This window comes from Pseudomonas sp. MF06569, assembly GCF_059862735.1.
Map to the genome: position 1 here is coordinate 1 of NZ_JCBCUZ010000028.1, position 22,509 is coordinate 22,509.

Genomic DNA, 22,509 nt, shown 5'->3' on the forward strand with positions numbered 1-22,509 from the left:
GAGCACTCAAGCACGTTAAGCGTCATTGAATATGAATTGGACCATGTGCTTTTAGCATTTAGCATTTAGCATTTAGCATTTAGCATTTAGCATTTAGCATTTAGCATTTAGCATTTAGCATTTAGCACAGGCTGTAGGCCTCAGGCATCAAAGCAATGACAAATGTTATTTTACGTCAGGCTTAATGTAAAACTGTTATCTATTGCCTCTTCTTGCCGGCTGACTCAGCTTGCAAGGTATGCTAGCTATAATTTAGGGGCTGCTGTTGCGGGGAATTCGCAGTTAGAATTTTTCACCATCGTAAATTCGTATATCATGGCAAATGCTGAGGCACGTCTGACCAGGGTCTCTGCAAAGAGAGGTCATTCCAGCACGCTGTCATGAAAAAGAAACAACTTGACCATTACCCTTGGAAACTGTTGTTCATCGGTAAACAACAGCAGGCCGAATAGTGGCGAATTGATTCTCCCGGGCGAGCACTGACGGCATAAAGGAAGTTGTCTTGTTTAAGAAAATTTTGGTTGTCTGCATAGGCAATATCTGCAGAAGCCCCACCGCCGAAAATTTATTGCGCACTGCCCTGGAATCGACAGACATTGTCGTTAGCTCCGCAGGCCTTCACGCGCTCAAGAATAGTCCCATCGATGCTACTGCCCTGAGTGTCCTTGAAGAACATGGTCACATCTCGCACGACCATCGCGCCACGCAACTGACCTCGGCAGCCATCAATGAATCTCATCTGTTCCTAGTGATGGAACACCAGCACATCAACGCGATCCTCAGCATCGCGCCGGCGGCCCGAGGGAAAATTTTCCTGCTGGGCAAGTGGCAGGACGACCGTGAAATCAAGGATCCATACCGTCAAGGCAAACCTGCTTTTTTGCATGCTTATGCGTTGATTGAAACAGCCGTACACGCATGGGCCAAGCGTCTTGCACGCTGAGCCACCTCCCAGAATACCGCGAAGAAGATAGAACCGACTTATGCAGCAGTTACCCGATTTAACGCCCCATGACAACGTTGATGATGAAATAGACCTGATGGGGCTATTGGGCACGCTGCTCGATCATAAATGGTTGATTGCCGTGATAACCGTTGTCTTCATGGCCGCAGGGGTTGCTTACGCAATGTTGGCCACCCCGGTGTATCGGGCGACAGCCTTGATCCAAGTCGAAGCCAAGAAAAATGATATGCTGGGTTTCTCCGACGTCGGCAGCATGTTAGGCAAGGAATCCCCTTCTGCCACAGAAATCGAACTGATCAAGTCGCGCGTCAACATCGGCACCGCTGTCGACAATCTGAACCTGGACCTTGAAATCGAGCCGAATCGCTTTCCGCTTGTGGGTAACTTTATTGCCCGTCACTTCAAAGCAGACGCGGACCACACCGTCGCCAGCCCTTGGTTTGGCATGAACAATTTTGCCTGGGGGGGCGAAATCCTGACGATCTCCGAACTCGAGCTCCCACAAGAGTTGCAGGGCAAGAAACTGACCCTGGTTAGCCGTGAGGCGGGCAACTTTACCCTACTCGATGAAGACGACAACCTGTTAGTCAAAGGACAGGTGGGTCAAGCCTATTACCAGGACGGCATCAAGCTGCAGGTTGAAGCGCTGCAAGCCAACCCAGGCACAATCTTCAACGTTGTCCGTATGCGGCGCTTGACTAGTATCTTAAATTATCAAAACGTTTTGGATGTAGCAGAGCGCGGTAAAGAATCCGGAATGATCGGGCTGGCTCTAGAAAGCAAAGCTCCCGAAAAAGCTATTCAAATCCTCAATGAAATCGCAAGGGTCTATGTACGGCAAAACATTGAGCGAACCTCGGCCGAAGCCGCGCAGAGCCTGGAGTTTCTCAAAGATCAACTGCCCCAGGTCCGTAAGGACCTGGAAAAAGCTGAAACTGCGCTGAATCAGTTTCAGATTCGCAGCAAATCCATTGATATCAGCTTGGAAGCCAAGGCCATTCTCGACCAGATCGTGGCCCTCGATACCAACATCTCGGTGCTCAAACTGCAGCAAGCTGAAATGGATCGAAAATTCACCCGACAACACCCGGCCTACCGGGCATTGCTAAGTCAGATAGGCGAGTTGACCGCGAAACAAAATGGCCTGGCCAAAAAAGTCGAGGGCCTTCCAACAACACAACAGGAATTGCTAAGCCTTACTCGCGACTTGAAAGTCAGCACCGACATTTATACCCAACTCCTGAACAAATCCCAGGAACTGGACGTCATGCGTGCCGGTACTGTCGGCAATGTGCGCTTAATCGACACCGCGGACGTGGACCTGCGAGATCCGGTAAAACCGAAAAAAGCCCTGATCGTACTCATTTCGACCCTTTTTGGTGCCTTCCTGGGTGTTGCACTGGTACTGTTCCGCAAAGCCCTTAACCGCGGCGTGGAAAATCCAGCTGAAATCGAAAAACTCGGTTTGCCGGTGTATGCCGCGATTCCACTCAGCATGCTGCAGAAAGTGGAAGACGAAAAAAATACCCGCGGTCGCGGGCGCCCCAACAACGCTACGCCATTGTTGGCTGCTAGTCATCCCACAGACATGGCAATTGAAGGCCTGCGCAGCCTACGAACCAGCCTGCATTTCGCAATGCTTGAAGCAGACAACAACCGCTTGATGATTTCCGGTCCCAGCCCCAAGGTCGGTAAAACCTTCGTCTCGGCCAACCTCGCCGCTGTCGTCGCGCAAACCGGTCAGCGCGTACTCCTGGTCGACGTGGATATGCGCAGAGGATACCTACATAAAGTATTTGGAGTACCGGTTGAAAACGGGCTGTCGGATCTTCTGGCGAAACGTTGCGACCTGACCACTGCTATTCATAAAACCGCTGTCGCAAACCTTGATTTTGTCGGTCGCGGCCAAATACCACCCAATCCATCCGAACTGTTGATGCATAGCAATTTCAGTGCCTTTCTGGAACAAGTTAGTGCTTTGTATGACCTGGTTATTCTCGACACGCCACCACTCCTCGCCGTGACCGATGCTGCCATTGTTGGTCGCCAGTCTGGCACCAGCTTGATCGTAATCCGCTTTGAGCTAAACCCAGCCCGTGAAATTGAATTGACCATTCGTCGCTTCGCGCAAAATGGCATTGACTTGAAAGGCGCAATATTCAATGGAGTAGAAAAACGTGCCTCCGCTAAATACGGTTATGGTGCTTATGGTTATTACAACTACGAATATAAATCAGACAGCGTTTAATCACTGGGCTGTTTTTAATTATACCAAGCGCTCCTGAAGCTCTGGAGCCGCTCACTTGCTACATGTGCAACATAAGATACATACATATCAATAAATCATACATATCAATAAATAAAGCCGCTTTCAGGGACTAGTATGTAATCCTGGGGCGGTAGCTTGCCTGATCAACACCCCACTTAATTTATCAGTTGGTGTACGCGCATCCGCAAACCCTTCTACATCTTGTTCATGCCATTACACAGCTTTGCGCTGCCAGCCTCACCGGTCTATTGCAAGCAACCCAGTCGCGCCGTGGAAGCCGGGTTACGGACGGTCAATCTTTGCTTTCCGTTGCCGGAAGACCGCAATCGTCAAAACCGGGAACTTCCAGCCCAAACTACTGGACCGGCCCCTAGCCAGTCCTCGCCCACCGCATCGAGCCCGGCATAGCCGGCCTGGTTCTATCAGCGACTGCCGCGGCGAGAACTAAACCCTGGATAAGATGGAAAAGCGCGCCGAACTCGACCTCGCCTTCATCAACACCTTTGGCTGGACCTCAAGATCCTGATCAAGACGCCCCTTCACGCTGCTATGCAAGGACATCGACTGACCTAGCCCCCATGAAGTGAACGTGCTGCTGGTGGATCATAAAGAACTGAAGGCCAGGAGCTATAAGGCAAGCATCACCAAGGTCTTTGTAAATACCCCACGAGTAATCGAGTCATGCTGAAACAATGTTAGCCCGTAACCACAAGCGTATGTTACGCAACACAGCCATGCTTTACATGCGCATGTTGCTGGCCATGGCCGTAACCCTGTATACATCGAGAGTGGTGTTGGATGTACTAGGTATCGAGGACTTTGGTATCTACCAGGTAGTAGCCGGATTCGTCGCCTTGCTGGGTTTCCTGCAGGGTGCGATGACAAGCGCCACACAGCGCTATTTCGCTTTCGACCTTGGAGAGTCTGGCGGAAAGGACCTGAACAGAATTTTCAACACCAGCGTGGTGATTCATAGCCTACTCGCCCTCTGCATTGCGCTCCTAGCAGAAACGGCAGGTTACTGGTTTGTTTCCACACAGCTGACTATTCCTGAGGCGCGCATGGGGGCGGCCTTGTCGGCTTACCATCTTGCCGTTGTCAGTTTCGTGGTCAGCGTGGTTATGGTGCCCTTCACGGCAATGCTAATGGCCCATGAGCGTATGGGGGTCTTTGCAGCCATCGGCATACTGGATGTGCTGATCAGACTGGTAGCAGTGATACTTTTGCAACACATCGATAGCGACAAACTGATTGCATATGCATTCCTGCTATTAGCGGTAAGCTTCATAACTTTTACATTATACGCCAGCGCTAACTCGTTGCTGTTCCCAAAAATCCGGCTACATTGGCAATGGCACTCTCGGCAATTCCGCGCCATGCTCAGCTATACTGCATGGAGCACTTGGGGAAACCTAGCTGCTGCACTATCAGGTCAGGGCAGCAATGTACTGCTCAATATGTTCTTCGGACCCAGCATAAATGCTGGAAAAAGCATTGCGTCACAGGCTAATGGCGCACTCAATAGCTTTGTGCAAAATATACAGGCAGCGATCAACCCACAAATTATTAAGCTGTACGCCAGTGGTGACATGGCTCAGATGCACAGCCTTGTGCTTCTTGCGTCGAAGTACAATTTCTTTTTGCTTTTTACGCTTGCCTTACCAGTATTGCTCAATACAGAAGCATTGATGGGAATCTGGTTAGTAGAGGTTCCACCTTATTCAGCTATTTTCCTGCAGCTGACAATTGTGTCGTCGTTGATTGACTCTTTCGCTGGCCCGCTGATGACTTCGGCGAATGCAACCGGAAAAATAAAATCGTACCAGATCATAATTGGTGGCATTTTGCTTTTGAACTTACCCGTAAGCTATCTAGCTCTTCTAAAATGGCAAAAACCAGAAATAGTGCTTGCAGTAACAATAGGTATCAGTTTGGTGGCATTTATAGCCAGACTGATTATCCTGAGGAGCCTGGTAAAACTTATGGCTATGGACTACTTCATAAAAGTTATTGTCCGATCCGCCTGCATGTCCATAGTCGCAATAGCTGCCGCCTACGCACTCAACATTACGCAAGCATCAGGTATAAGTGAATTAATATTAAACGCTTTTTCTGCTGTAGTGATTTCTCTTTTAGCTATTGCGACAATAGGAGTTACCGCTAAAGAACGATCAAAGATAGCTAAACTCATCATGAGTATCAAACAAAAACTCTGAAATGGAAAAAATTCGTGGCTTGGTTAAGAAATAAAATATATCAACTGTTTTTTTTCAGAACACCTGTTGGTGAAGTTTGCTCGATAATGCACAGCATGTACTTGCATTTGAGATATTCGTTTAGCGACAGATCACCTGGAACAGATCGAGAAAAACTAAAATACTACCTTGCAAAGCATTGCCACATTATTGAGAAGGGACTCGCGCTACCAACTCCTAGACCTGCTTTTGGGCAGCCTAAAATCATTGACCTAATTAAGAAAACAAGACACTACGAAAGTCAATACGGCAAAGACGACATAACAAAAGTAGTTCGCGACACAGTACGCGAGTACATTTCGTTCCATAACACCAAGAAAGAAATATTACCTGATAATTTTCTTACCAATCTTTTTAATTTTGTAAGTGAGGCCCCCCCCGAAGCCAAAGGTGGACTCAAACACCTAAATAAAAAAATGTGGGGAGAATTTTCGCTAGAAAATTACGAAAGATTTTTATCGTGCAGACACAGTGTCAGGAACTTCAGCAACGTCCCGGTTGATGATGAAATTATACGTAAAGCAATTTCGACAAGCCTGAATACACCTTCGGTGTGTAACCGACAAGGCTGGATAGTTCATTATTATAATAATAGATCAATGATAAGTGATCTATTGAGCTACCAGAACGGTAATGCGGGTTTTACAGAGAGCATAGACAAACTATTGATTGTTACGGGGAATACTAAGGCATTTACCCGCTACGAACATAATCAACAATTTATTGATGGCGGATTATTATCGATGAACCTCATGCTTGCATTGCATTCAGCAGGTTTAGGCTCATGCCCATTGAATACATGCATGCCTTTCTACAAGGAGGAGAAGCTGAAAACCGCCGCAAAAATACCAAACCATGAGAAACTGATAATGATGATCGCGGCGGGAAATCTCAAAGACTCGTTCAGTGTTGCACAATCAGAAAAATATCAACTTCAGCAAGTATTGAGGCCTCACTGAGTATGAAAATCGCCATAATGACCCAACCACTGGGTGGTAACTACGGTGGTATCATGCAAGCTTGGGCCTTGCAGCAGGTCCTCAAGCACATGGGGCATGAGCCTGTAACCATAGACCGCCAGCCCAAAGCCCCCAGCGCAGCATACAAACTGGCCCGCCTTGGTTACAGGGCCGCTCTAAAAGCTGTAGGTAAGCGAAATGCCCCTATAAATTTTGAAAGACATTTTCCAATCATCTTCAAAAATACGCAAAAATTTATTGAAAACCGCATCGCAAGGTCAGAACCTTTGTTGAGCACAAGTGCACTGCAAAAACACTTTGAAACAATAAATTACGATGCGGTTATTGTCGGTAGCGATCAAACCTGGAGACCAATGTATTCTCCTAATATATTAGATTACTATCTAAACTTTTTAAATAATGACAAAATTAAAAAAATATCTTACGCATCTTCATTTGGAGTAGATCATTGGGAGTACAACGAAGAACAAACACAGGAATGTCAGAAACTAGCTGAGAAACTTGACGCCATTTCCGTGCGAGAGACTTCTGGAGTTGAACTTTGCAGTAAATATCTTCGCGTTTCTGCCGAGCTAACCTTAGACCCGACACTATTATTAACCTCCCAAGATTACCTTTCGCGACTCAACATAACTATAACCTCCAAAAATCCTTCAAAGCTATTCACCTATTATCTGGATAGCGACATAAACAAGAATGAAGTTGCCACCAGAATAGCAGAAACCCTGAACCTCATTCCCTTCACCAGCCAGCCTTCTGTCAAACTTTCAATAGGTAGCCATAAAAATTTAGATGATTACACTTTCCCTAAAGTCGAAAACTGGATAAAAGCTTTCAATGATGCCGAATTTATTGTGACTGACTCATTTCATGGCTGTGTATTTTCCATCATATTCAACAAGCCATTTTTAGTATTTTCGAATACTGAGCGCGGCGGCGCTCGATTCAAATCACTACTTAAACTGTTCGATCTCGAAGACAGGCTTATAGCAAGCCAAGAAGACGCTCAAAACAAGTGCCTTCAATGTATCGACTGGTACAAAGTAAACCGTCTTCTCGACAGCTACAAAACATCATCACTTGACTTCCTAAGAAAAAATCTCGAAGACGTGGGTTAGTAACCGCATCTAGTATAAAATACTCAACAATCCCAGCTTCATTTTTTGAAAAAGAATACTTTCAACCCAAAATTATGAATATCACAGAAGATCGCCACCATCTCCAAAAGGTCAGTGTCTTTAATGTTTCACTTACCATTCTACTCATTTTGGAATCCGACAGATTAATCACCTCGATAATCGGACTAGATAAAGTTTTAGCTTCGTGGCTATACTCTGCACTTATTTTTGTTTCTTTTTTTTGCGCATTAGCAAAACTTGCGTTAAAAAACAAATTCAAAGAAAGTAAATACTTCTACTACCCAATTATTGTGTTTGCTGTAATTTTTATTGTGTCCGCCATTTCGGCAACCGTTATATTTCCCAAACCAACGACTGACTGGCTGCCGTCTTTATATACCTTTGCGCCTTTATTTATTTTTTATGCCTTTTATCTTTTAGACATCCAAGAGCGCGAGCTATCTATAACATTCATTTCTATAGCGATAATAGTCTCAACCCTACTTATTATTGACAGGATTCAACCTATTGACTTTCTAAACGATTACTTTCGTCCTTCTTCATTTATCGACGAAAAAAGAAGGATTGTAATATTGAAGAACGAAGTAATATTTGGCATCATAGCATTGCTCTCCCTTATAATTTGCGGAAAAATGAGCCTTATAAAGAGGCAAGCACTTATTGCGATTGCGCTCCTCCTTTTCTTAACACAGGTTTTAGTCATGGAGAGCCGGCTCGGACTTATTGCAATATTTGTTGCTTCAGTTATGCTTCTTTACTTGAACGGATTATCGAAAAAAGTTTTTGCCACCATATGTGTATCTTCAGTATTGGGCTCAATTCTAATCCCTACCATTTTCGATCAGTACATCGAAAAACTGATGTCCATGTCCGTTGACGACAAATCGAGCAATATCGGAATCCGAATAGATTCAGTTGAACATGCTTTTAAGATTTATCTTGAAAGCTATGGCCTGGGTGTTGGATCAATGTCACCGACTGGGGTTATAAATAACATACTTACTTCGGACCCGCGATATAATATTGCAGACACGGGGGCTTTTTCTACGTTAGCCCAATTTGGCCCGTTCGGACTATACATTTGGATATTCCTCACAGTTAAGTGCTTAAAATCTTTCAAACAACGTTTTTTTGAAAGCAAGAAAACAAGTTATTTCTCTGCAGCTTCCTACGCACTCCTTATGGGATTCACGGTATCTGTATTACCCCTAAGCTTTTTCACGCAGTCATGGAATATAACCATGGGAGGGGTTCTTTTATATCTCCTATGGATTTACAAAAGAAAACCTCTATACGGCAAATCTGTTAGTAGAAAATCGAAGATCATCAAAGCTGTTCCTATTCATTATGCACATAACAACCAAATTCCATCATGAAAATATCAATCATAATAAAAGCACTTAATGAAGAAGAAAAAATAGCAAACTGCATCGAGTCAATATTAAATACTACTCGAAATTATGATGCTGAAGTTGTTCTCATAGACTCGATATCAACCGACAATACTGTTGAGATCGCAAAAAAATACCCAATTTCCATCTATCAATTCTCCAGCATAAAAGACCGCAACTGCGGCGCTGCTGCTCAGTTGGGATTCCTTAAATCTACTGGCGACTTTATATATCTAATTGACGGCGACATGGAATTTGCAACTGGCTTCTTGCAAAAAGCAATTGACTACCTTATATCTCATGAAAACGTTGCTGGCGTTGGTGGAATACTAAAAGATACAGATATTACATCTATTTCAGACCAAAAAAGAGCAGATACTTACAAAACGATAGAGTCAGAACATTTTGTAAGCTACCTCGGTGGCGGCGGCTTATACCGAAGAGAAGCAATTATATCTGTAGGTTATTTTTCCAATCCTGACTTGAAAGCTTGTGAGGAAGCTGAGTTAGGAGTTCGCCTCCACTCAGCAGGCTGGAAGCTTGCACGCCTTCCAGAGGTTTCTGTTTTTCACACTGGCCACAAAGCAAGTACCACAACGCTAATGCGGCGTTCGTTGCGTAATGGGCGGCTTGCAGCAAATGGTGTATTCATTAAAAGCTCCCTTGGGAAACCTTGGTGGTGGAGAGTTTTATTGCGCGAGTGGTTCGTTGTACTCCCGTTCTCCATTAATTTTTTAAATTTAATGTTAATACCAATTCTTGGTTTCCAAGCCATGATCAATCTCCTCCTAATTTGGATTGTTATCTTTTTATTGATATCCATAAAAAGCAGAAGTTTTACTAGTGCCGTCTACTCAATTTTCTCTTGGAATTTGTCGATGCTTGCATCTCTAAGCTCAATACCAAAAAAAATTGGAGATCCTGAAAGAAACATTGATTCGATAAGAATTTTATAACAAGTTATATCCAATGCTCTCGCGCACTGGCTGCGGCCTCCATTTCTTCGCCGCGCTGTAACATCGAAGGGGGAGCGAAACAAAGCTATTCAAGAGCTTTCCCAAAGCACACGAGGTTTAATCTAGTGACCAATTCTTCAATATACCTAGTTGAAGCTGGAAATTTTATCAACTATCCTAAAGGAGGACAATTAACGTTCTGCTGCCAACTAATACAAGCGTTTCCGGAAGATACGTTCAAACTAATTGGGATAACTACCGACCCTCTTGACAAAATTGGTGAGTGGCAAAAAAAAGAAATTCAAGGAAAGTCAGTCGATTTTTTTCCGGTGAGGTATAGCAATGGCGCAATAAAACCTTCGATAGTACCCAACAGAGCAAGCTTCCTTATAGCTCTATGGAGATACAAATCAAATATATTTACTGATTGCTTGTCGTATTTGTTAACAAATGCACCTGAATCATTGATGCTCTTTGCAGGAAGGCAAGACTTCAAAATACTTCATTTTCTGCATGGAGTTGAAAACCCTCTGGATAATTCCAGGTTTTGGTGGGCGTCAGCGATAAAGAAATCTTTATGGATACGATACCTTTCGAGCGTATCTAAGGCTGATTATATAGCAGCCGCTGCCGACAGTAAAAATATCACTCGTTTCAAAGAACTTTATAATATAAACAAACAGATAGAAAAATTCCCAACCAGATTTGACGATCAAGTATTCAATCCACCAAAAGAACTAAAAACTGGAATCCCGAGTTTCGTTTTTACCGGTAGACTTAGCTTGGTAAAAGATATAAAATTTTTGCTCTTGAGCTTCAAGAGTTACCTTGAAAAATTCGGAGACGCCCGACTTTTAATAATTGGGGATGGTGAGCTCCGGAAAGATCTAGAAAAATACACCGACGAACTTAAGATATCTTCACATGTTAGGTTTGCTGGTTTTCTGGAAAAACAGGATATTGCGAAAGCACTAAATTCAGCTCATGTATTTCTGCTCACATCAAAAATTGAAGGCTGGCCCACCGCACTTGTTGAAGCCATGGCTTGTGGACTGCCGGCAGTATCTACCAATGTCAGCGGCGTTTCAGATATGATTACGAATGGTATAAACGGATTTGTTGTAGACCAACGAGACCCGGATATTTTTTCCGAGCACATGTTTCTTGCCCTTGCACTTGAACCTGTCAATTCGGAAAGCATAAGGACCGTAAAAAATTACAAATTATCACAAATCCCACAAAGTATGGCATCCATTTTTCCAGACTTCTTCGCACATACTCTCGACGCCAAAAATGTATAAAGTGATTTGCGCCCACAATTTCTATAAGACGGGGGCACCATCCGGCGAGAATCAAGTATTTAACGTAGAAAAAGAACTATTGACCAAAAATGGCAATGAAGTCAGCGAGTTCTCTAGAGCGAGCGATGAGATTCATGTGCAGGGTATTTTGGGAACTATCTATGGCGCTTTCGCAACACCGTGGAACCCGTGGATGGCTAAATCAATCCGGCAGGAAATTCATAAATTTAGACCGGATATTGTCCATGTCCACAATACGTTCCCGCTGTTGTCCCCGGCGATCTTCCACGCGATTGGCAAAAGTGCTGCACGGGTATTAACTCTACACAATTATCGTCTTTTCTGCCCTGCAGCCATCCCGATGCGTGACGGCCAGGTCTGCACTAAATGCCTCGACCAGCGCTCACCCGTGCCGGCCATGATCCACGGCTGCTATCGCGGAAGCCGGGCCGCCACGCTGCCGTTGGCTCTAAATGTGGCCCTGCACCGCGTACTGGGGACCTGGGCGAATCAGGTAGATGCCTTCATCTGCCTGTCCGAATTCCAACGCGAACTAATGATCGAGGCAGGGCTTCCGGCGGAAAAAGTTCATGTCAAACCTAATTTCTATCCAGGCAATCCAGCTGTTGTAGCTTGGCCCGAACGCAAACCCTATGTGGTGTTTGCCGGACGATTGACAGCAGAAAAGGGCGTTATCAATCTGATACGTGCCTGGCAAGCCTGGGGACAGGGGGCTCCCGAACTTCGACTGGTCGGTGATGGTGAGTTGCGTCCTGAACTGGAACGAATGGCGTCCGGATTGCCTGTTCGTTTTCTTGGTCAGCTTTCAGCGGAAAATGCACAAGCTGAGATTGCCAATGCTCGTTTGCAGATCCTACCATCTGAGTGGTTTGAAGGCTTTCCGATGGTGGTACGCGAGGCCTTCGCTTTCGGTACACCGGCTGCGGTTTCCGATATCGGCCCTCTCCCCTCCATCGTCGAGCACGGCAAAAGCGGGATAGTCTTCCGGCCCGCCAATCCTCAATCGCTTTTGCATGAGGTGCGCTCGGCCTGGGAAGCTCCGGGATTGCTGGAGCGACTAGGCCAAGGCGCACGTGCAGAATTTGAAAGCAAGTACACCGAAGAGGCTAACTATGCCACTTTGATGGAGATATATCGCAAGGCTATCGAGGTTTCTCGCAATGGATAAGCAAGCGCGCAACGATTCACGGGCATTAAGCCCGGTGATAGGTGCCCCCATAGACTCTATTAGCTGGCCCGCCGCACTGTCGCGTGTTTCAGGCTGGGCTGCTGCGCGACAAAGCCGCTATGTATGCATCTGTAATGTGCATTCGGTGGTCACGGCTCGGCGGGACAAGTCCTTTGCAAATGTTATCCGCGAGGCTGATATGGCCACGCCGGACGGTGCGCCCGTTGCTTGGCTGATGCGCCGTCTAGGCGTAGCCAGCCAGCAGCGAATTAATGGCCCCGACCTGATGTGGCGCTACTGCGCTGAAGCGGCTAAGCGTGACGAATCGATCTACCTTTACGGTGGGCAGCAGCAAACCTTGGACATTCTGCAGCGCAAGCTGTTGGCTCAGTTCCCAGGGCTTAAGATTGCCGGGGCCTACTCACCACCTTATCGTCAGCTTACTTCCGAAGAGGATGCTGCTGTGGTTGAAGCCATCAACGCTTCAGGCGCTGGCACCGTGTGGGTCAGCCTAGGTTGCCCAAAGCAGGAACATTGGATGGCTGAGCATCGCGGGCGGATTAATGCGGCGATGGTCGGGGTTGGTGCCGCTTTTGATTATCATGCCGGCACAATCCAGCGTGCGCCGCTGTGGATGCAGCGCAATGGCTTGGAATGGTTCCACCGGGTATGCAGCGAACCCCGTCGCCTGTGGAAGCGTTACTTGGTAACTAACAGCCTGTTTATTTTTTATGCGGGACGGCAATTGTTGGGCTTTTAGTCCTTATCAAGCCGCTCGTAGCTTCATCTTCATTGATTTGTCGAGATTTTTCAAATGACCAAGAAAAAAGCCCTTATCACCGGCGTTACCGGCCAGGACGGCTCCTACCTTGCAGAGTTTCTGCTAGCAAAGGGCTACGAAGTTCATGGCATTAAGCGCCGCGCTTCCTCTTTTAACACCCAGCGTGTGGACCACATCTATCAAGACCCGCATGTCGACAACCAGAACTTCGTTTTGCATTACGGTGATTTGAGCGATTCTTCTAATCTCACCCGCATCCTCCAGCAGGTGCAGCCAGACGAGGTGTATAACCTCGGCGCACAATCCCACGTGGCCGTGAGTTTCGAGTCGCCGGAATACACTGCTGATGTAGATGCTATGGGTACCTTGCGTATTCTCGAAGCCATTCGCTTGCTGGGGCTGGAGAAGAAAACTCGTTTTTATCAGGCGTCCACTTCTGAGCTGTACGGTTTAGTACAGGAAACTCCGCAGAAGGAGACCACGCCCTTCTACCCGCGCTCGCCCTATGCGGTAGCCAAGTTATATGCCTATTGGATCACCGTGAATTACCGCGAGGCGTACGGCATGTATGCCTGCAACGGCATCCTGTTCAACCACGAGTCGCCGCGCCGTGGTGAAACATTCGTTACCCGCAAGATCACCCGCGCCCTGGCCAATATCGCCCAGGGCCTGGAGCAATGCCTGTTCCTTGGCAACATGGATGCGCTGCGGGATTGGGGCCATGCCAAGGATTATGTGCGCATGCAGTGGATGATGCTGCAGCAGGAACAGCCCGAAGACTTCGTGATCGCCACCGGCGTGCAATATTCGGTGCGCGAGTTCGTACGCTGGTCGGCGGCCGAACTGGGGATCACCTTGCGCTTCGAAGGACAGGGCGTGAACGAGGTTGCCATAGTCGAGCGTATCGAGGGCGACAAGACTCCGGCGCTTAAGGTTGGCGATGTGCTAGTGAAGGTCGATCCGCGCTACTTCCGCCCGGCCGAAGTAGAAACCCTGCTGGGCGACCCGAGCAAGGCCAAGAACAAGCTCGGTTGGGTGCCGGAGATCACCGTGCAGGAAATGTGCGCCGAGATGGTGCGCGAAGACCTCAAAATCGCCCAGCGCCATGCCCTGCTCAAAGAGCACGGCCATGACCTGCCAGTAGCAACGGAGAACTAAACGTGGCCCGTGAATTAAACCATCTCGTATTTGTTGCCGGTCATCGCGGCATGGTCGGTTCGGCCATCGTTCGTCGTCTCCAAGCATTGGGTTACGCCAATATCCTCACCGCTGCTCGCGATGAGCTGAACTTGCTCGACCAGGCGGCGGTGCAGGCTTATTTCCAGGCCAACCGGGTCGATCAGGTCTATCTGGCGGCGGCAAAAGTCGGCGGCATTCATGCCAACAACAGCTACCCGGCGGACTTCATCTACGAGAACCTGCTGATTGAGGCCAACATCATCCAGGCCGCGCACAGCAACGGCGTGCAGAAGCTGCTGTTTCTCGGTTCTTCGTGCATCTACCCTAAGCATGCCGAACAGCCGATGCAGGAAGCGGCATTGCTTACTGGCATCCTTGAGCCGACCAACGAGCCCTATGCTATCGCCAAGATCGCTGGGATCAAGCTGTGCGAAAGCTACAACCGCCAGCATGGCCGCGATTACCGCAGTGTGATGCCGACCAACCTATATGGTCCGCACGACAACTATCACCCGGAAAACAGTCATGTGATTCCAGCGCTGCTGCGCCGCTTCCATGAGACGGTGCAGCGCGGTGGCGAGGAGGTGGTGATCTGGGGCAGCGGTACGCCGATGCGCGAGTTCTTGCATGTGGACGACATGGCGGCGGCCAGTGTGCATGTAATGGAACTGGATGATGAAACCTACCGGGCCAACACTCAGCCGATGCTCTCGCACATCAACGTTGGCACAGGTGTGGACTGCACCATTCGCGAGCTTGCGGAAACCATAGCCAAGGTTACCGGTTTCGGAGGGCAGCTTAGCTTCGATGCCAGTAAACCTGACGGCGCGCCGCGCAAGCTAATGGACGTGTCGCGCCTCAGGACGCTGGGCTGGCAGCCTAGCATCAGCCTGGAAGAAGGTCTGCGCGATGCCTATGGCTGGTATGTCGAACACCAGCTAGATGCAAGAGGGTAAGTGGTGTTTCTTGATGAGGGAAGCTTTCACGACGTAGTGGCTTCAACACCGCTGGTGTCCATCGACCTGGTGGTGCAAAACCCAGAAGGCGAAATTCTCCTGGGCCAGCGGCTGAACCGCCCTGCTCAGGGTTTCTGGTTCGTACCTGGCGGGCGCATCTTGGAGAACGAAAAGCTGGATGCGGCCTTTCGCCGGCTGACATTGCAAGAGCTAGGGAAATTCTGAAAAAGACTTCCTGATTTGGCAGAATCCCCGAACACCAAAAGCCGAGCTTTTCGATGATGAAGCAAATGACCTTCGCCGACGCCGAGTTCGCCGGTAAGCGCAAGCAGACCCGTAAGGAACTGTTCCTGATCGAGATGGATCGGGTCGTACCCTGGAAGGGTTTGATCGCTCTGATCGAACCTCATTACCCGAAGGGCGAAGGCGGTCGTCCGGCGTATCCGTTGATGGCGATGCTGCGGGTTCATCTCATGCAGAACTGGTTCGGTTACAGCGATCCGGCGATGGAAGAGGCGCTGTACGAGACGACGATCTTGCGCCAGTTTTCAGGCCTGAATCTGGAGCGAATCCCGGATGAAACTACCATTCTCAACTTCCGTCGCCTGTCGCTGCGACAAGGCACCATCGTCGATGCCACGCTGATTCATGCGCCCAGTTCGACCAAGAACAAGGCCGGTAAACGCGACCCGGAAATGCACCAAACGAAGAAAGGCAACCAGTATTACTTCGGTGCCAAAGCGCACATTGGTGTCGACGATGACTCGGGGTTGGCGCACAGCGTAGTGGTCACGGCGGCCAACGTCGCGGACGTAACCCAAGTCGACAAACTGCTGCACGGTGATGAGAACGTCGTCTGCGCTGATGCGGGCTATACCGGTGTTGAGAAGCGCGAAGAGCATGCGGGACGCCAAGTCATCTGGCAGGTTGCGGCCCGCCGCAGCACCTACAAAAAACACGGAAAACGCAGCGTATTGTACAAAGCGATACGCAAGATCGAGAGAGCCAAGGCTCAGGTTCGCTCCAAGGTTGAGCATCCATTTCGGGTGATTAAGCGTCAGTTTGGTTATACGAAAGTGCGCTTCCGAGGCTTGGTGAAAAACACTGCTCAGATGGTGACGTTATTCGCCTTGTCGAATCTGTGGATGGCACGTCGATATTTGCTCTGCGGCGCAGGAGAGGTGCGTCCGTAATGTGGGAAATGACGACTGCGAGGCGCTTGCAGCGGCAAAAACGGATGAAATAGACGGCAGATTTGCCTGATTTTGAACGGCTGCCGTGTTTTGAGAGCGCCGATGACTCAGTAGCCGGAAAACAGGGGAGTACTTCAGACCATCCCTAGGGCAAATATTTGAGCGGCGCCATGCGCGATTGTTGGGGGTGTACGAGCACTTCTATGCCGACAGCGTTTTTACCGAGGCGGGGCAGGGGCCGGATACCCACTACGTGACGCTTGGTTATCTATTGATCTTACCCGAGCAGCAAGTGCTCGAACCGCCGCGCAACCAGTATGAGCACTATAGCTGGTGGCCAATCCGTGACATGCAAGGCAACGGGGAGGTGCATAACAATAGCCGCGTCTATCTGGATGCCTTGCATTAAGTACCCAATTCAAAGGATGAACCCATGTTGTTTCCCCTAATCATGGCCGGCGGTTCTGGCTCACGGCTGTGGCCGCTGTCGCGCCAACTCAATCCAAAGCAGTTTCTGCCGTTGGCCGATGCAGAGTTATCCATGTTACAGGCCACCATCAAGCGCCTGGATGGGCTCGATGTGGCGCTGCCACGGTTGATCTGTAACGAGCAGCACCGCTTCCTGGCCGCCGAGCAGCTGCGCTTGCTGGGCATGGAACAGGCTAACATTCTGCTCGAGCCAATAGGCCGCAATACCGCGCCAGCGATTGCCTTAGCGGCATTGCAGGTCTGCAGTGAGGCGGACGATCCGGTACTGCTGGTACTGGCTGCCGATCACTTAATCCAGGATGTGCCAGCCTTCCACGCCAGCATCAATACTGCCTTGCCACTGGCTGAGGCGGGCAAGCTGGTAACCTTCGGTATCGTCCCCAGTCATGCGGAAACCGGCTATGGCTATATCGAGCAGGGCGGGTCGGTGAGCCCGGGTGGCTTTGCCGTCAGCCGCTTTGTTGAAAAGCCAGACCTAGCCACCGCACGGGACTACTTGGCCTGCGGCAATTACTTGTGGAACAGCGGCATGTTTATGTTCCGCGCCAGTCGCTATTTGGCCGAGCTTGAGCGCTTCCGCCCCGACATTCTGGCGGCCTGTCGCTCAGCCTTGGCCGGTGGTTCGCAAGATATGCACTTCACCCGTGTCGATGAAGTGGCCTTTGCGGCCTGCCCCGATGATTCCATAGACTATGCGGTGATGGAGCCTTTATGTAACGCCGAGGCGGGCTCACCGGCTGTAGTGGTGGTGCCACTGAATGCGGGCTGGAGCGATATCGGCTCCTGGACGGCGCTGGCGGATGTCACCGCTAAGGATGAGCAGGGCAATGTATTCAAGGGAGATGTGCTCGGCCAGGGTTCGCGAAATTCTTATGTGCACGCCGACAGCCGCCTGGTCGCGATTGTTGGGGTCGAAGACCTGGTGGTAGTCGAAACCAAGGATGCCGTGCTGGTCGCACACAAAGACCATGTACAAGACGTTAAGAAGATAGTTGATCGGTTGAAGACCAATTCACGTAATGAGCACCTCAACCATCGAGAGGTATATCGCCCATGGGGGGTCTACGACTCCATCGATAATGGTCATAGGTACCAGGTAAAACGCATTACCGTAAAGCCGGGCGCCAAGCTATCGGTGCAGATGCATCATCATCGCGCCGAGCATTGGATTGTTGTCAGCGGGACCGCAAATGTGACCAATGGCGAAAAGACCTATCTGGTCACTGAAAATCAATCCACCTACATTCCCATAGGCCAGGTCCATGCCTTGGAAAACCCGGGGGTTATACCTCTTGAACTGATCGAAGTTCAATCCGGTTCTTACCTTGGCGAAGACGATATAGTGCGCTTTGAAGACAAATATGGAAGGGCGTAAAGGGCAGGGATTGTTTTACCCCATGATCCGTCAGCGACAGCGCTACAGGGCTGAAGACGCGATACCTAACCACGAGCAGTAGATCACTTTGGAGTGATAATTCAAGCGATCTTGATTGTCTCCCCGCGCTATTATTTTTCGTAAATTGATCCCTGTATACCTCACTTGATAGGACTAATTCTTTTGACCGAAACAATCCTGGTTACGGGTGGTGCGGGCTATATTGGCTCGCACACCACACTAGCCTTGCTCCAAGCGGGATACAACGTAATAGTATTGGATAACCTCAGTAATAGTTCGAAGGAATCCATTCGCCGAGTGGGGATTCTCTCTGGTAAGTCGCTGAAATTTATTCAGGGCGATATTCGCGACCGCGTGTTACTGAATGAGCTATTCGCTTCGAACCCGATCAGCGCCGTATTACATTTTGCCGGTTTGAAATCTGTAGGGGAAAGTGTCCGCATACCGCTGGACTACTATGACAACAACGTCGCAGGCAGCGTTACCCTGTGTCAGGCCATGGCCCAGGCCGGAGTTTTCACTTTGGTGTTCAGCTCTTCCGCCACCGTGTACGGCGAGCCGTTGCAGATGCCGATCAGTGAAGACTTTCCTACGGGCGTACCGACCAATCCGTATGGTCGATCCAAGTTGATGGTCGAAGAATTGCTGCAGGACCTCGCAAAATCGGAGCCGCGGTGGAGCATCGCCCTCCTCCGCTATTTTAACCCCGTGGGTGCACACCCCAGCGGAATGATTGGCGAAGATCCTAACGGCTTACCGAATAATCTCCTGCCTTATGTCAGCCAGGTGGCGATTGGTAAGCTCAAACATCTGTCCGTATTCGGTGACGATTACCCTACGCATGACGGGACTGGGGTTCGCGATTATATCCATGTGCAGGATCTGGCCGAGGGGCATCTGAGTGCGTTGAGTGCTATTGAGCAAAAGACAGGCGTGAGCATTTGGAACCTTGGCACCGGTGTTGGTTATAGCGTGCTGGAAATGATCCGAGCATTCGAGCATGCCAGTATTCGAACCGTTGCTTTTCGCGTGGTTGAGCGTCGCCCCGGCGATATTGCCGAGTGCTGGGCAGACCCGAAAAAAGCCGCTCATGAGCTGAACTGGAAGGCCAAACGTGGTTTGCAGGAGATGATGACCGATACGTGGCGCTGGCAGGTAGGCAATCCGAAAGGATATGACCAATAATTCTACAAGGCGCATACGTTTCGAACCATCAGTCCTGTACCAAAACTCAGCAACAGTGTTATAAATCGTCAGCAACCTAAGTCGCTCTGCGCGGGTATTCTTAAGGTGATATTGCGAAAATGAATTCCGGCAACGTAGCCTCAAATGTCATATTCGATGCATCTGGTATTCGGGCAATTTTCCGGCACACCAGTGCTCGATATCAGTACCCTTGCATATGCACTCAAGCATCTTTTGTACAGCCCCAACTCTTGGCGGGCATGACTTATTGCCTCATTCTTGATGTAATCTTCATATCCGCTGAACACAGGGTAATCGTTAAATGGGGAGCCTACAGAATTCGGAAAAAATCGTACGCTAAGGTTTTCTGATCAGTCGTAGGCTCGCCAGTTTGATGTATTCCGTTCCTGGCCCAGCCAAACCTATCGGTCTTCGCGGGTGTGCCACAGGCGCAGTAGGTAGATAGTGGAATCCACTATCTCGTAACGCATCTCGTAATGGCCGATCTGAATTCGGCGCACATCCCGTGGATCGAATTCTTCCAGGCGTTCGCCAATGCGCGGGTTGGCCAGCAGCGTGGAAGGTGCGGCTGTGAGTTGCTGCACTGTTCGTGCGGCGGCAGGCTGATTCACCGACGCCAGAAACTCATACAACCGGGCAATGTCGGAAAGCGCCTTGCTTGTCCACTTCAACTCCATCAGCGCGGTACCGGCAACGGAGTGTCAGTGCTGAGGCTTTCAGCCCAGGCCTGGACAGCTTGATGATCGATCACGCGACCAGCATCCACATCGGCCAATGCCTCACGGGTCAGGCGACTACGTTCTTCTTCCTGGTCTATCCAGGCGGCCAGAGCCTGCTTGACGATCCAGTTCTTGGAGCGTTCCAGGCGCTCAGCCATCAAATCGACCTTTTCGGCCAGTTGCACAGGGACGTGAGCCGTGACGGATCGGGTTTTCGCGGTGGTTGCCATGATGGGGTTACTCCTAATCAATGGTAGGTACAAGGTGCATGCTCTGCCGGCGTTCAGTAACCGCCGCTTCCGATGCCATCCGGCGCAGAGTGACGGCATGTTCGCTGGCCTGGCGGGCACCGGCCTCATCGCCATTAGTTTTGAGCTTGTTGGCCTGCCATTCAGACGCTTCAGCGCCGGCAAGTAACGACGTGGCCAGCGTTACTTTTGGACGAGACTTTTCACGCTGCTCCTGCGCGCCTCGCTGACGTTCGACAACCTGCGCGGCCTCGTTGGCCGTGATACGCAAGTTGGTGCGAGCAATGTCAAAGCTGCCATCGGCGTTTGTGGCCTCGGGCGCTTCGAGGCAGGTTTGCATCGAATCCACTGCCGTCAACAGCTTGTCGATCTGCTGCAACAGCTCGGTTCGTTCTTGGTCATTCTTCATGGAGCGTCACTTCTTCTTGAACTTGATGTCGCCTGAGCCGGCAACGGAATGGTCGCGGGTCGGCGGGTTACCGCGCACCACGATGTCACCGGAACCCGCCACGCGTGCCTTCACTGAGTCGCTGACATAGGCGTCGATATCACCGGAGCCGACTACCGACAGTTTGGCGGACGTAGCGACCAGCTCGCTGGCGTCCACGTCGCCCGAACCGGCTATCTCGGCGTCCAGAAGACCCACGCGACCAAAGGCCGTGATATCGCCCGAACCTTGGATGCCTAGATCGAGGACGGTCTGCTGAAGGTCGTACAGGGTCACGTCGCCACTGCCCTTGATGCGGATACTGGGGGCTTCAGGCAATGCGATTCCAACGATGCTTCGCCCCTTGGACTGCATAGTGACGCCGCCGTGGCGTCCACCGACATTGATCGTTCCGCCCACGAAAATGTTGCCGGTACCAGAAACGTGAATATTGCCCCCATAGCCGCTAATGGAAATGCCCTCCTGCTCGATGATCAGCTTGTCACCCTCGAAGCGGGTCTTGATGTTACGAATGGCTTCCACGTTTTCCCCTGCCACGACCAGGTGCGCTGATGACGAGCGAAAGAACACAACATCAACCGCCCCCTTGATCACAATTTTGCTAACTGGGTGGATGGGGCGCTCTTCCTTCTCGTAGTTGGCAGCACGCTCCCATGCGGAATCGCGATGGTTGGCATCCTGGTGCGTCAAAGGGCTGGATTGGCTCATCATCTATCCTTTGTGATTTATTTTGAGTGACTTTGCCATAGCTCGACTCAGGGTTAATCATAGTGAATAATAATGAGCTGTCAATCGATCCGTCAGGTTGGGCTATGCCTCAACCTGGCGTCAGACCGGACGACCGAAGTACGTCAAGATAGGGGCTATTTCGGCTTTTCCTGACGTTTCCCTACAAACCTCTATGACTTCAACCTGACAGGCCACGGCTTCAGGCTGCTTGGTTGTCATTGGGTTTATCAAAACTTGAAGAAGTGGCGGGCTGCCGCTATTAGTTAAGATTCACTCAACACAAGGACGCGACGATGATTCAGAGATTTGTTGTTGTTCCTGCGATCCCCATCGAAACAGGATCGATTCGTAATGGAACTCGCTTTCACTCCACTACAGTTCCTGGCGGGTTTGATATTTATGACAATCAAGATAAGCAGCGATTGCAGTTCACCTACCCGACACAGATAGAAGCAGATGCTGAATGCGAAAGACTGAACATGGAGCACTATCAAACCTCTATGACAACACCTACCGGCATCAGCTCACCATGATCTAGTCGTTCTCTGCTCAACGGTGTGGACTGAAAACAAAAGCCCCGGCATCTTGACGGGGCTTTTGTTGAGGGGATCTGATCCTTCAGCTCCCACGATTGTAGTCAAGAAATGAAAGGCAAACCGAGCAAGTGCAAACACTCTGACAGAGACATGCCCGAACTTTGCGGGTCACAGGGCCTATCGTA

The 22,509-nt window shown here is 49.7% G+C and carries 22 protein-coding genes; 18 read left to right on the forward strand and 4 right to left on the reverse strand.

The annotated features are described in order from the left end of the window. Window positions 1–502: 502 nt before the first annotated feature. From AC19YQ_RS20480 to galE, 17 genes are all read left to right on the forward strand, one after another. A complete protein-coding gene (locus AC19YQ_RS20480; protein ID WP_500595813.1) occupies window positions 503–943 on the forward strand; it encodes a low molecular weight protein-tyrosine-phosphatase in 441 nt (146 codons plus the stop codon). A gap of 40 nt (window positions 944–983) precedes the next feature. After that, a complete protein-coding gene (locus tag AC19YQ_RS20485; RefSeq protein WP_500595814.1) occupies window positions 984–3,212 on the forward strand; it encodes a polysaccharide biosynthesis tyrosine autokinase in 2,229 nt (742 codons plus the stop codon). 755 nt (window positions 3,213–3,967) lie between these two features. Then, window positions 3,968–5,449 (forward strand): MATE family efflux transporter, encoded by a 1,482-nt coding sequence (locus AC19YQ_RS20490; RefSeq protein WP_500595815.1) that lies wholly within the window; start codon window positions 3,968–3,970, stop codon window positions 5,447–5,449. A 14-nt stretch (window positions 5,450–5,463) separates the two neighbouring features. Beyond that, the gene (locus tag AC19YQ_RS20495; protein WP_500595816.1) at window positions 5,464–6,447 is read left to right on the forward strand and encodes a nitroreductase family protein; all 984 of its coding nucleotides are present in this window, start codon (window positions 5,464–5,466) and stop codon (window positions 6,445–6,447) included. A gap of 17 nt (window positions 6,448–6,464) precedes the next feature. Then, window positions 6,465–7,586 carry a polysaccharide pyruvyl transferase family protein gene (locus AC19YQ_RS20500; protein WP_500595817.1) on the forward strand — a complete coding sequence of 374 codons (1,122 nt, stop codon included), beginning with the start codon at window positions 6,465–6,467 and terminating at the stop codon, window positions 7,584–7,586. A gap of 74 nt (window positions 7,587–7,660) precedes the next feature. Continuing rightward, window positions 7,661–8,983, forward strand: a complete 1,323-nt coding sequence (locus AC19YQ_RS20505) for an O-antigen ligase family protein (protein ID WP_500595818.1) — start codon at window positions 7,661–7,663, stop codon at window positions 8,981–8,983. Then, on the forward strand, window positions 8,980–9,954 hold the full coding sequence (locus tag AC19YQ_RS20510; protein ID WP_500595819.1) for a glycosyltransferase family 2 protein: 975 nt from the start codon (window positions 8,980–8,982) through the stop codon (window positions 9,952–9,954). The genes AC19YQ_RS20505 and AC19YQ_RS20510 overlap by 4 nt, the downstream gene beginning before the upstream one ends. 125 nt (window positions 9,955–10,079) lie before the next feature. Beyond that, a complete protein-coding gene (locus AC19YQ_RS20515; protein ID WP_500595820.1) occupies window positions 10,080–11,255 on the forward strand; it encodes a glycosyltransferase in 1,176 nt (391 codons plus the stop codon). Next, window positions 11,248–12,444, forward strand: a complete 1,197-nt coding sequence (locus tag AC19YQ_RS20520) for a glycosyltransferase family 4 protein (protein WP_500595821.1) — start codon at window positions 11,248–11,250, stop codon at window positions 12,442–12,444. Before AC19YQ_RS20515 ends, AC19YQ_RS20520 begins: the two co-directional genes overlap by 8 nt. After that, window positions 12,437–13,204: a WecB/TagA/CpsF family glycosyltransferase gene (locus tag AC19YQ_RS20525; protein WP_500595822.1), complete on the forward strand. Its 768-nt coding sequence runs from the start codon at window positions 12,437–12,439 to the stop codon at window positions 13,202–13,204. Before AC19YQ_RS20520 ends, AC19YQ_RS20525 begins: the two co-directional genes overlap by 8 nt. Before the next feature lie 54 nt (window positions 13,205–13,258). After that, window positions 13,259–14,383 (forward strand): GDP-mannose 4,6-dehydratase, encoded by a 1,125-nt coding sequence (gene gmd / locus AC19YQ_RS20530; RefSeq protein ID WP_500595823.1) that lies wholly within the window; start codon window positions 13,259–13,261, stop codon window positions 14,381–14,383. 2 nt (window positions 14,384–14,385) lie between these two features. After that, on the forward strand, window positions 14,386–15,360 hold the full coding sequence (gene fcl / locus AC19YQ_RS20535) for a GDP-L-fucose synthase (protein WP_500595824.1): 975 nt from the start codon (window positions 14,386–14,388) through the stop codon (window positions 15,358–15,360). After that, window positions 15,361–15,585, forward strand: a complete 225-nt coding sequence (locus AC19YQ_RS20540) for an NUDIX domain-containing protein (RefSeq protein WP_500595825.1) — start codon at window positions 15,361–15,363, stop codon at window positions 15,583–15,585. 56 nt (window positions 15,586–15,641) lie between these two features. Continuing rightward, window positions 15,642–16,553 carry an IS5 family transposase gene (locus tag AC19YQ_RS20545; protein ID WP_500595843.1) on the forward strand — a complete coding sequence of 304 codons (912 nt, stop codon included), beginning with the start codon at window positions 15,642–15,644 and terminating at the stop codon, window positions 16,551–16,553. A gap of 178 nt (window positions 16,554–16,731) precedes the next feature. After that, a complete protein-coding gene (locus AC19YQ_RS20550) occupies window positions 16,732–16,962 on the forward strand; it encodes an NUDIX hydrolase (protein WP_500595826.1) in 231 nt (76 codons plus the stop codon). 24 nt (window positions 16,963–16,986) lie between these two features. Further along, window positions 16,987–18,417, forward strand: coding sequence for a mannose-1-phosphate guanylyltransferase/mannose-6-phosphate isomerase (locus AC19YQ_RS20555; protein ID WP_500595827.1), 1,431 nt, complete (start codon window positions 16,987–16,989; stop codon window positions 18,415–18,417). A 183-nt stretch (window positions 18,418–18,600) separates the two neighbouring features. Next, complete coding sequence (gene galE / locus AC19YQ_RS20560; RefSeq protein WP_500595828.1) at window positions 18,601–19,623, forward strand: UDP-glucose 4-epimerase GalE; 1,023 nt, start codon at window positions 18,601–18,603, stop codon at window positions 19,621–19,623. Between the two features lie 422 nt (window positions 19,624–20,045). On the opposite strand, the gene AC19YQ_RS20565 is transcribed toward galE, so the two are convergent. Genes AC19YQ_RS20565 through AC19YQ_RS20580 form a run of 4 tightly spaced genes read right to left on the reverse strand, consistent with a single transcriptional unit; the run spans window position 20,046 to window position 21,767 of the window. Beyond that, window positions 20,046–20,321: a type II toxin-antitoxin system RelE/ParE family toxin gene (locus AC19YQ_RS20565; RefSeq protein WP_016502317.1), complete on the reverse strand. Its 276-nt coding sequence runs from the start codon at window positions 20,319–20,321 to the stop codon at window positions 20,046–20,048. Then, window positions 20,321–20,593, reverse strand: a complete 273-nt coding sequence (locus tag AC19YQ_RS20570) for a CopG family ribbon-helix-helix protein (protein WP_016502318.1) — start codon at window positions 20,591–20,593, stop codon at window positions 20,321–20,323. The genes AC19YQ_RS20565 and AC19YQ_RS20570 overlap by 1 nt, the downstream gene beginning before the upstream one ends. Before the next feature lie 13 nt (window positions 20,594–20,606). After that, window positions 20,607–21,020, reverse strand: a complete 414-nt coding sequence (locus tag AC19YQ_RS20575) for a hypothetical protein (RefSeq protein ID WP_016502319.1) — start codon at window positions 21,018–21,020, stop codon at window positions 20,607–20,609. A 6-nt stretch (window positions 21,021–21,026) separates the two neighbouring features. Continuing rightward, the gene (locus AC19YQ_RS20580) at window positions 21,027–21,767 is read right to left on the reverse strand and encodes a GIN domain-containing protein (RefSeq protein WP_019334897.1); all 741 of its coding nucleotides are present in this window, start codon (window positions 21,765–21,767) and stop codon (window positions 21,027–21,029) included. Between the two features lie 314 nt (window positions 21,768–22,081). Here AC19YQ_RS20580 and AC19YQ_RS20585 point away from each other — a divergent pair, with 314 nt between their 5' ends. After that, window positions 22,082–22,321, forward strand: a complete 240-nt coding sequence (locus AC19YQ_RS20585; RefSeq protein ID WP_081791613.1) for a hypothetical protein — start codon at window positions 22,082–22,084, stop codon at window positions 22,319–22,321. Window positions 22,322–22,509 lie beyond the last annotated feature (188 nt).

Coding starts and splice junctions, on each gene's coding strand:
- AC19YQ_RS20485 (WP_500595814.1), top strand. CDS start 984: ATGCAGCAGTTACCCGATTTAACGCCCCATGACAACGTTGATGATGAA.
- AC19YQ_RS20500 (WP_500595817.1), top strand. CDS start 6,465: ATGACCCAACCACTGGGTGGTAACTACGGTGGTATCATGCAAGCTTGG.
- AC19YQ_RS20580 (WP_019334897.1), bottom strand. CDS start 21,767: ATGAGCCAATCCAGCCCTTTGACGCACCAGGATGCCAACCATCGCGAT.
- AC19YQ_RS20525 (WP_500595822.1), top strand. CDS start 12,437: ATGGATAAGCAAGCGCGCAACGATTCACGGGCATTAAGCCCGGTGATA.
- AC19YQ_RS20490 (WP_500595815.1), top strand. CDS start 3,968: ATGCTTTACATGCGCATGTTGCTGGCCATGGCCGTAACCCTGTATACA.
- AC19YQ_RS20545 (WP_500595843.1), top strand. CDS start 15,642: ATGAAGCAAATGACCTTCGCCGACGCCGAGTTCGCCGGTAAGCGCAAG.
- AC19YQ_RS20565 (WP_016502317.1), bottom strand. CDS start 20,321: ATGGAGTTGAAGTGGACAAGCAAGGCGCTTTCCGACATTGCCCGGTTG.
- AC19YQ_RS20505 (WP_500595818.1), top strand. CDS start 7,661: ATGAATATCACAGAAGATCGCCACCATCTCCAAAAGGTCAGTGTCTTT.
- gmd (WP_500595823.1), top strand. CDS start 13,259: ATGACCAAGAAAAAAGCCCTTATCACCGGCGTTACCGGCCAGGACGGC.
- AC19YQ_RS20510 (WP_500595819.1), top strand. CDS start 8,980: ATGAAAATATCAATCATAATAAAAGCACTTAATGAAGAAGAAAAAATA.
- AC19YQ_RS20555 (WP_500595827.1), top strand. CDS start 16,987: ATGTTGTTTCCCCTAATCATGGCCGGCGGTTCTGGCTCACGGCTGTGG.
- AC19YQ_RS20585 (WP_081791613.1), top strand. CDS start 22,082: ATGATTCAGAGATTTGTTGTTGTTCCTGCGATCCCCATCGAAACAGGA.
- AC19YQ_RS20520 (WP_500595821.1), top strand. CDS start 11,248: ATGTATAAAGTGATTTGCGCCCACAATTTCTATAAGACGGGGGCACCA.
- AC19YQ_RS20575 (WP_016502319.1), bottom strand. CDS start 21,020: ATGAAGAATGACCAAGAACGAACCGAGCTGTTGCAGCAGATCGACAAG.
- AC19YQ_RS20570 (WP_016502318.1), bottom strand. CDS start 20,593: ATGGCAACCACCGCGAAAACCCGATCCGTCACGGCTCACGTCCCTGTG.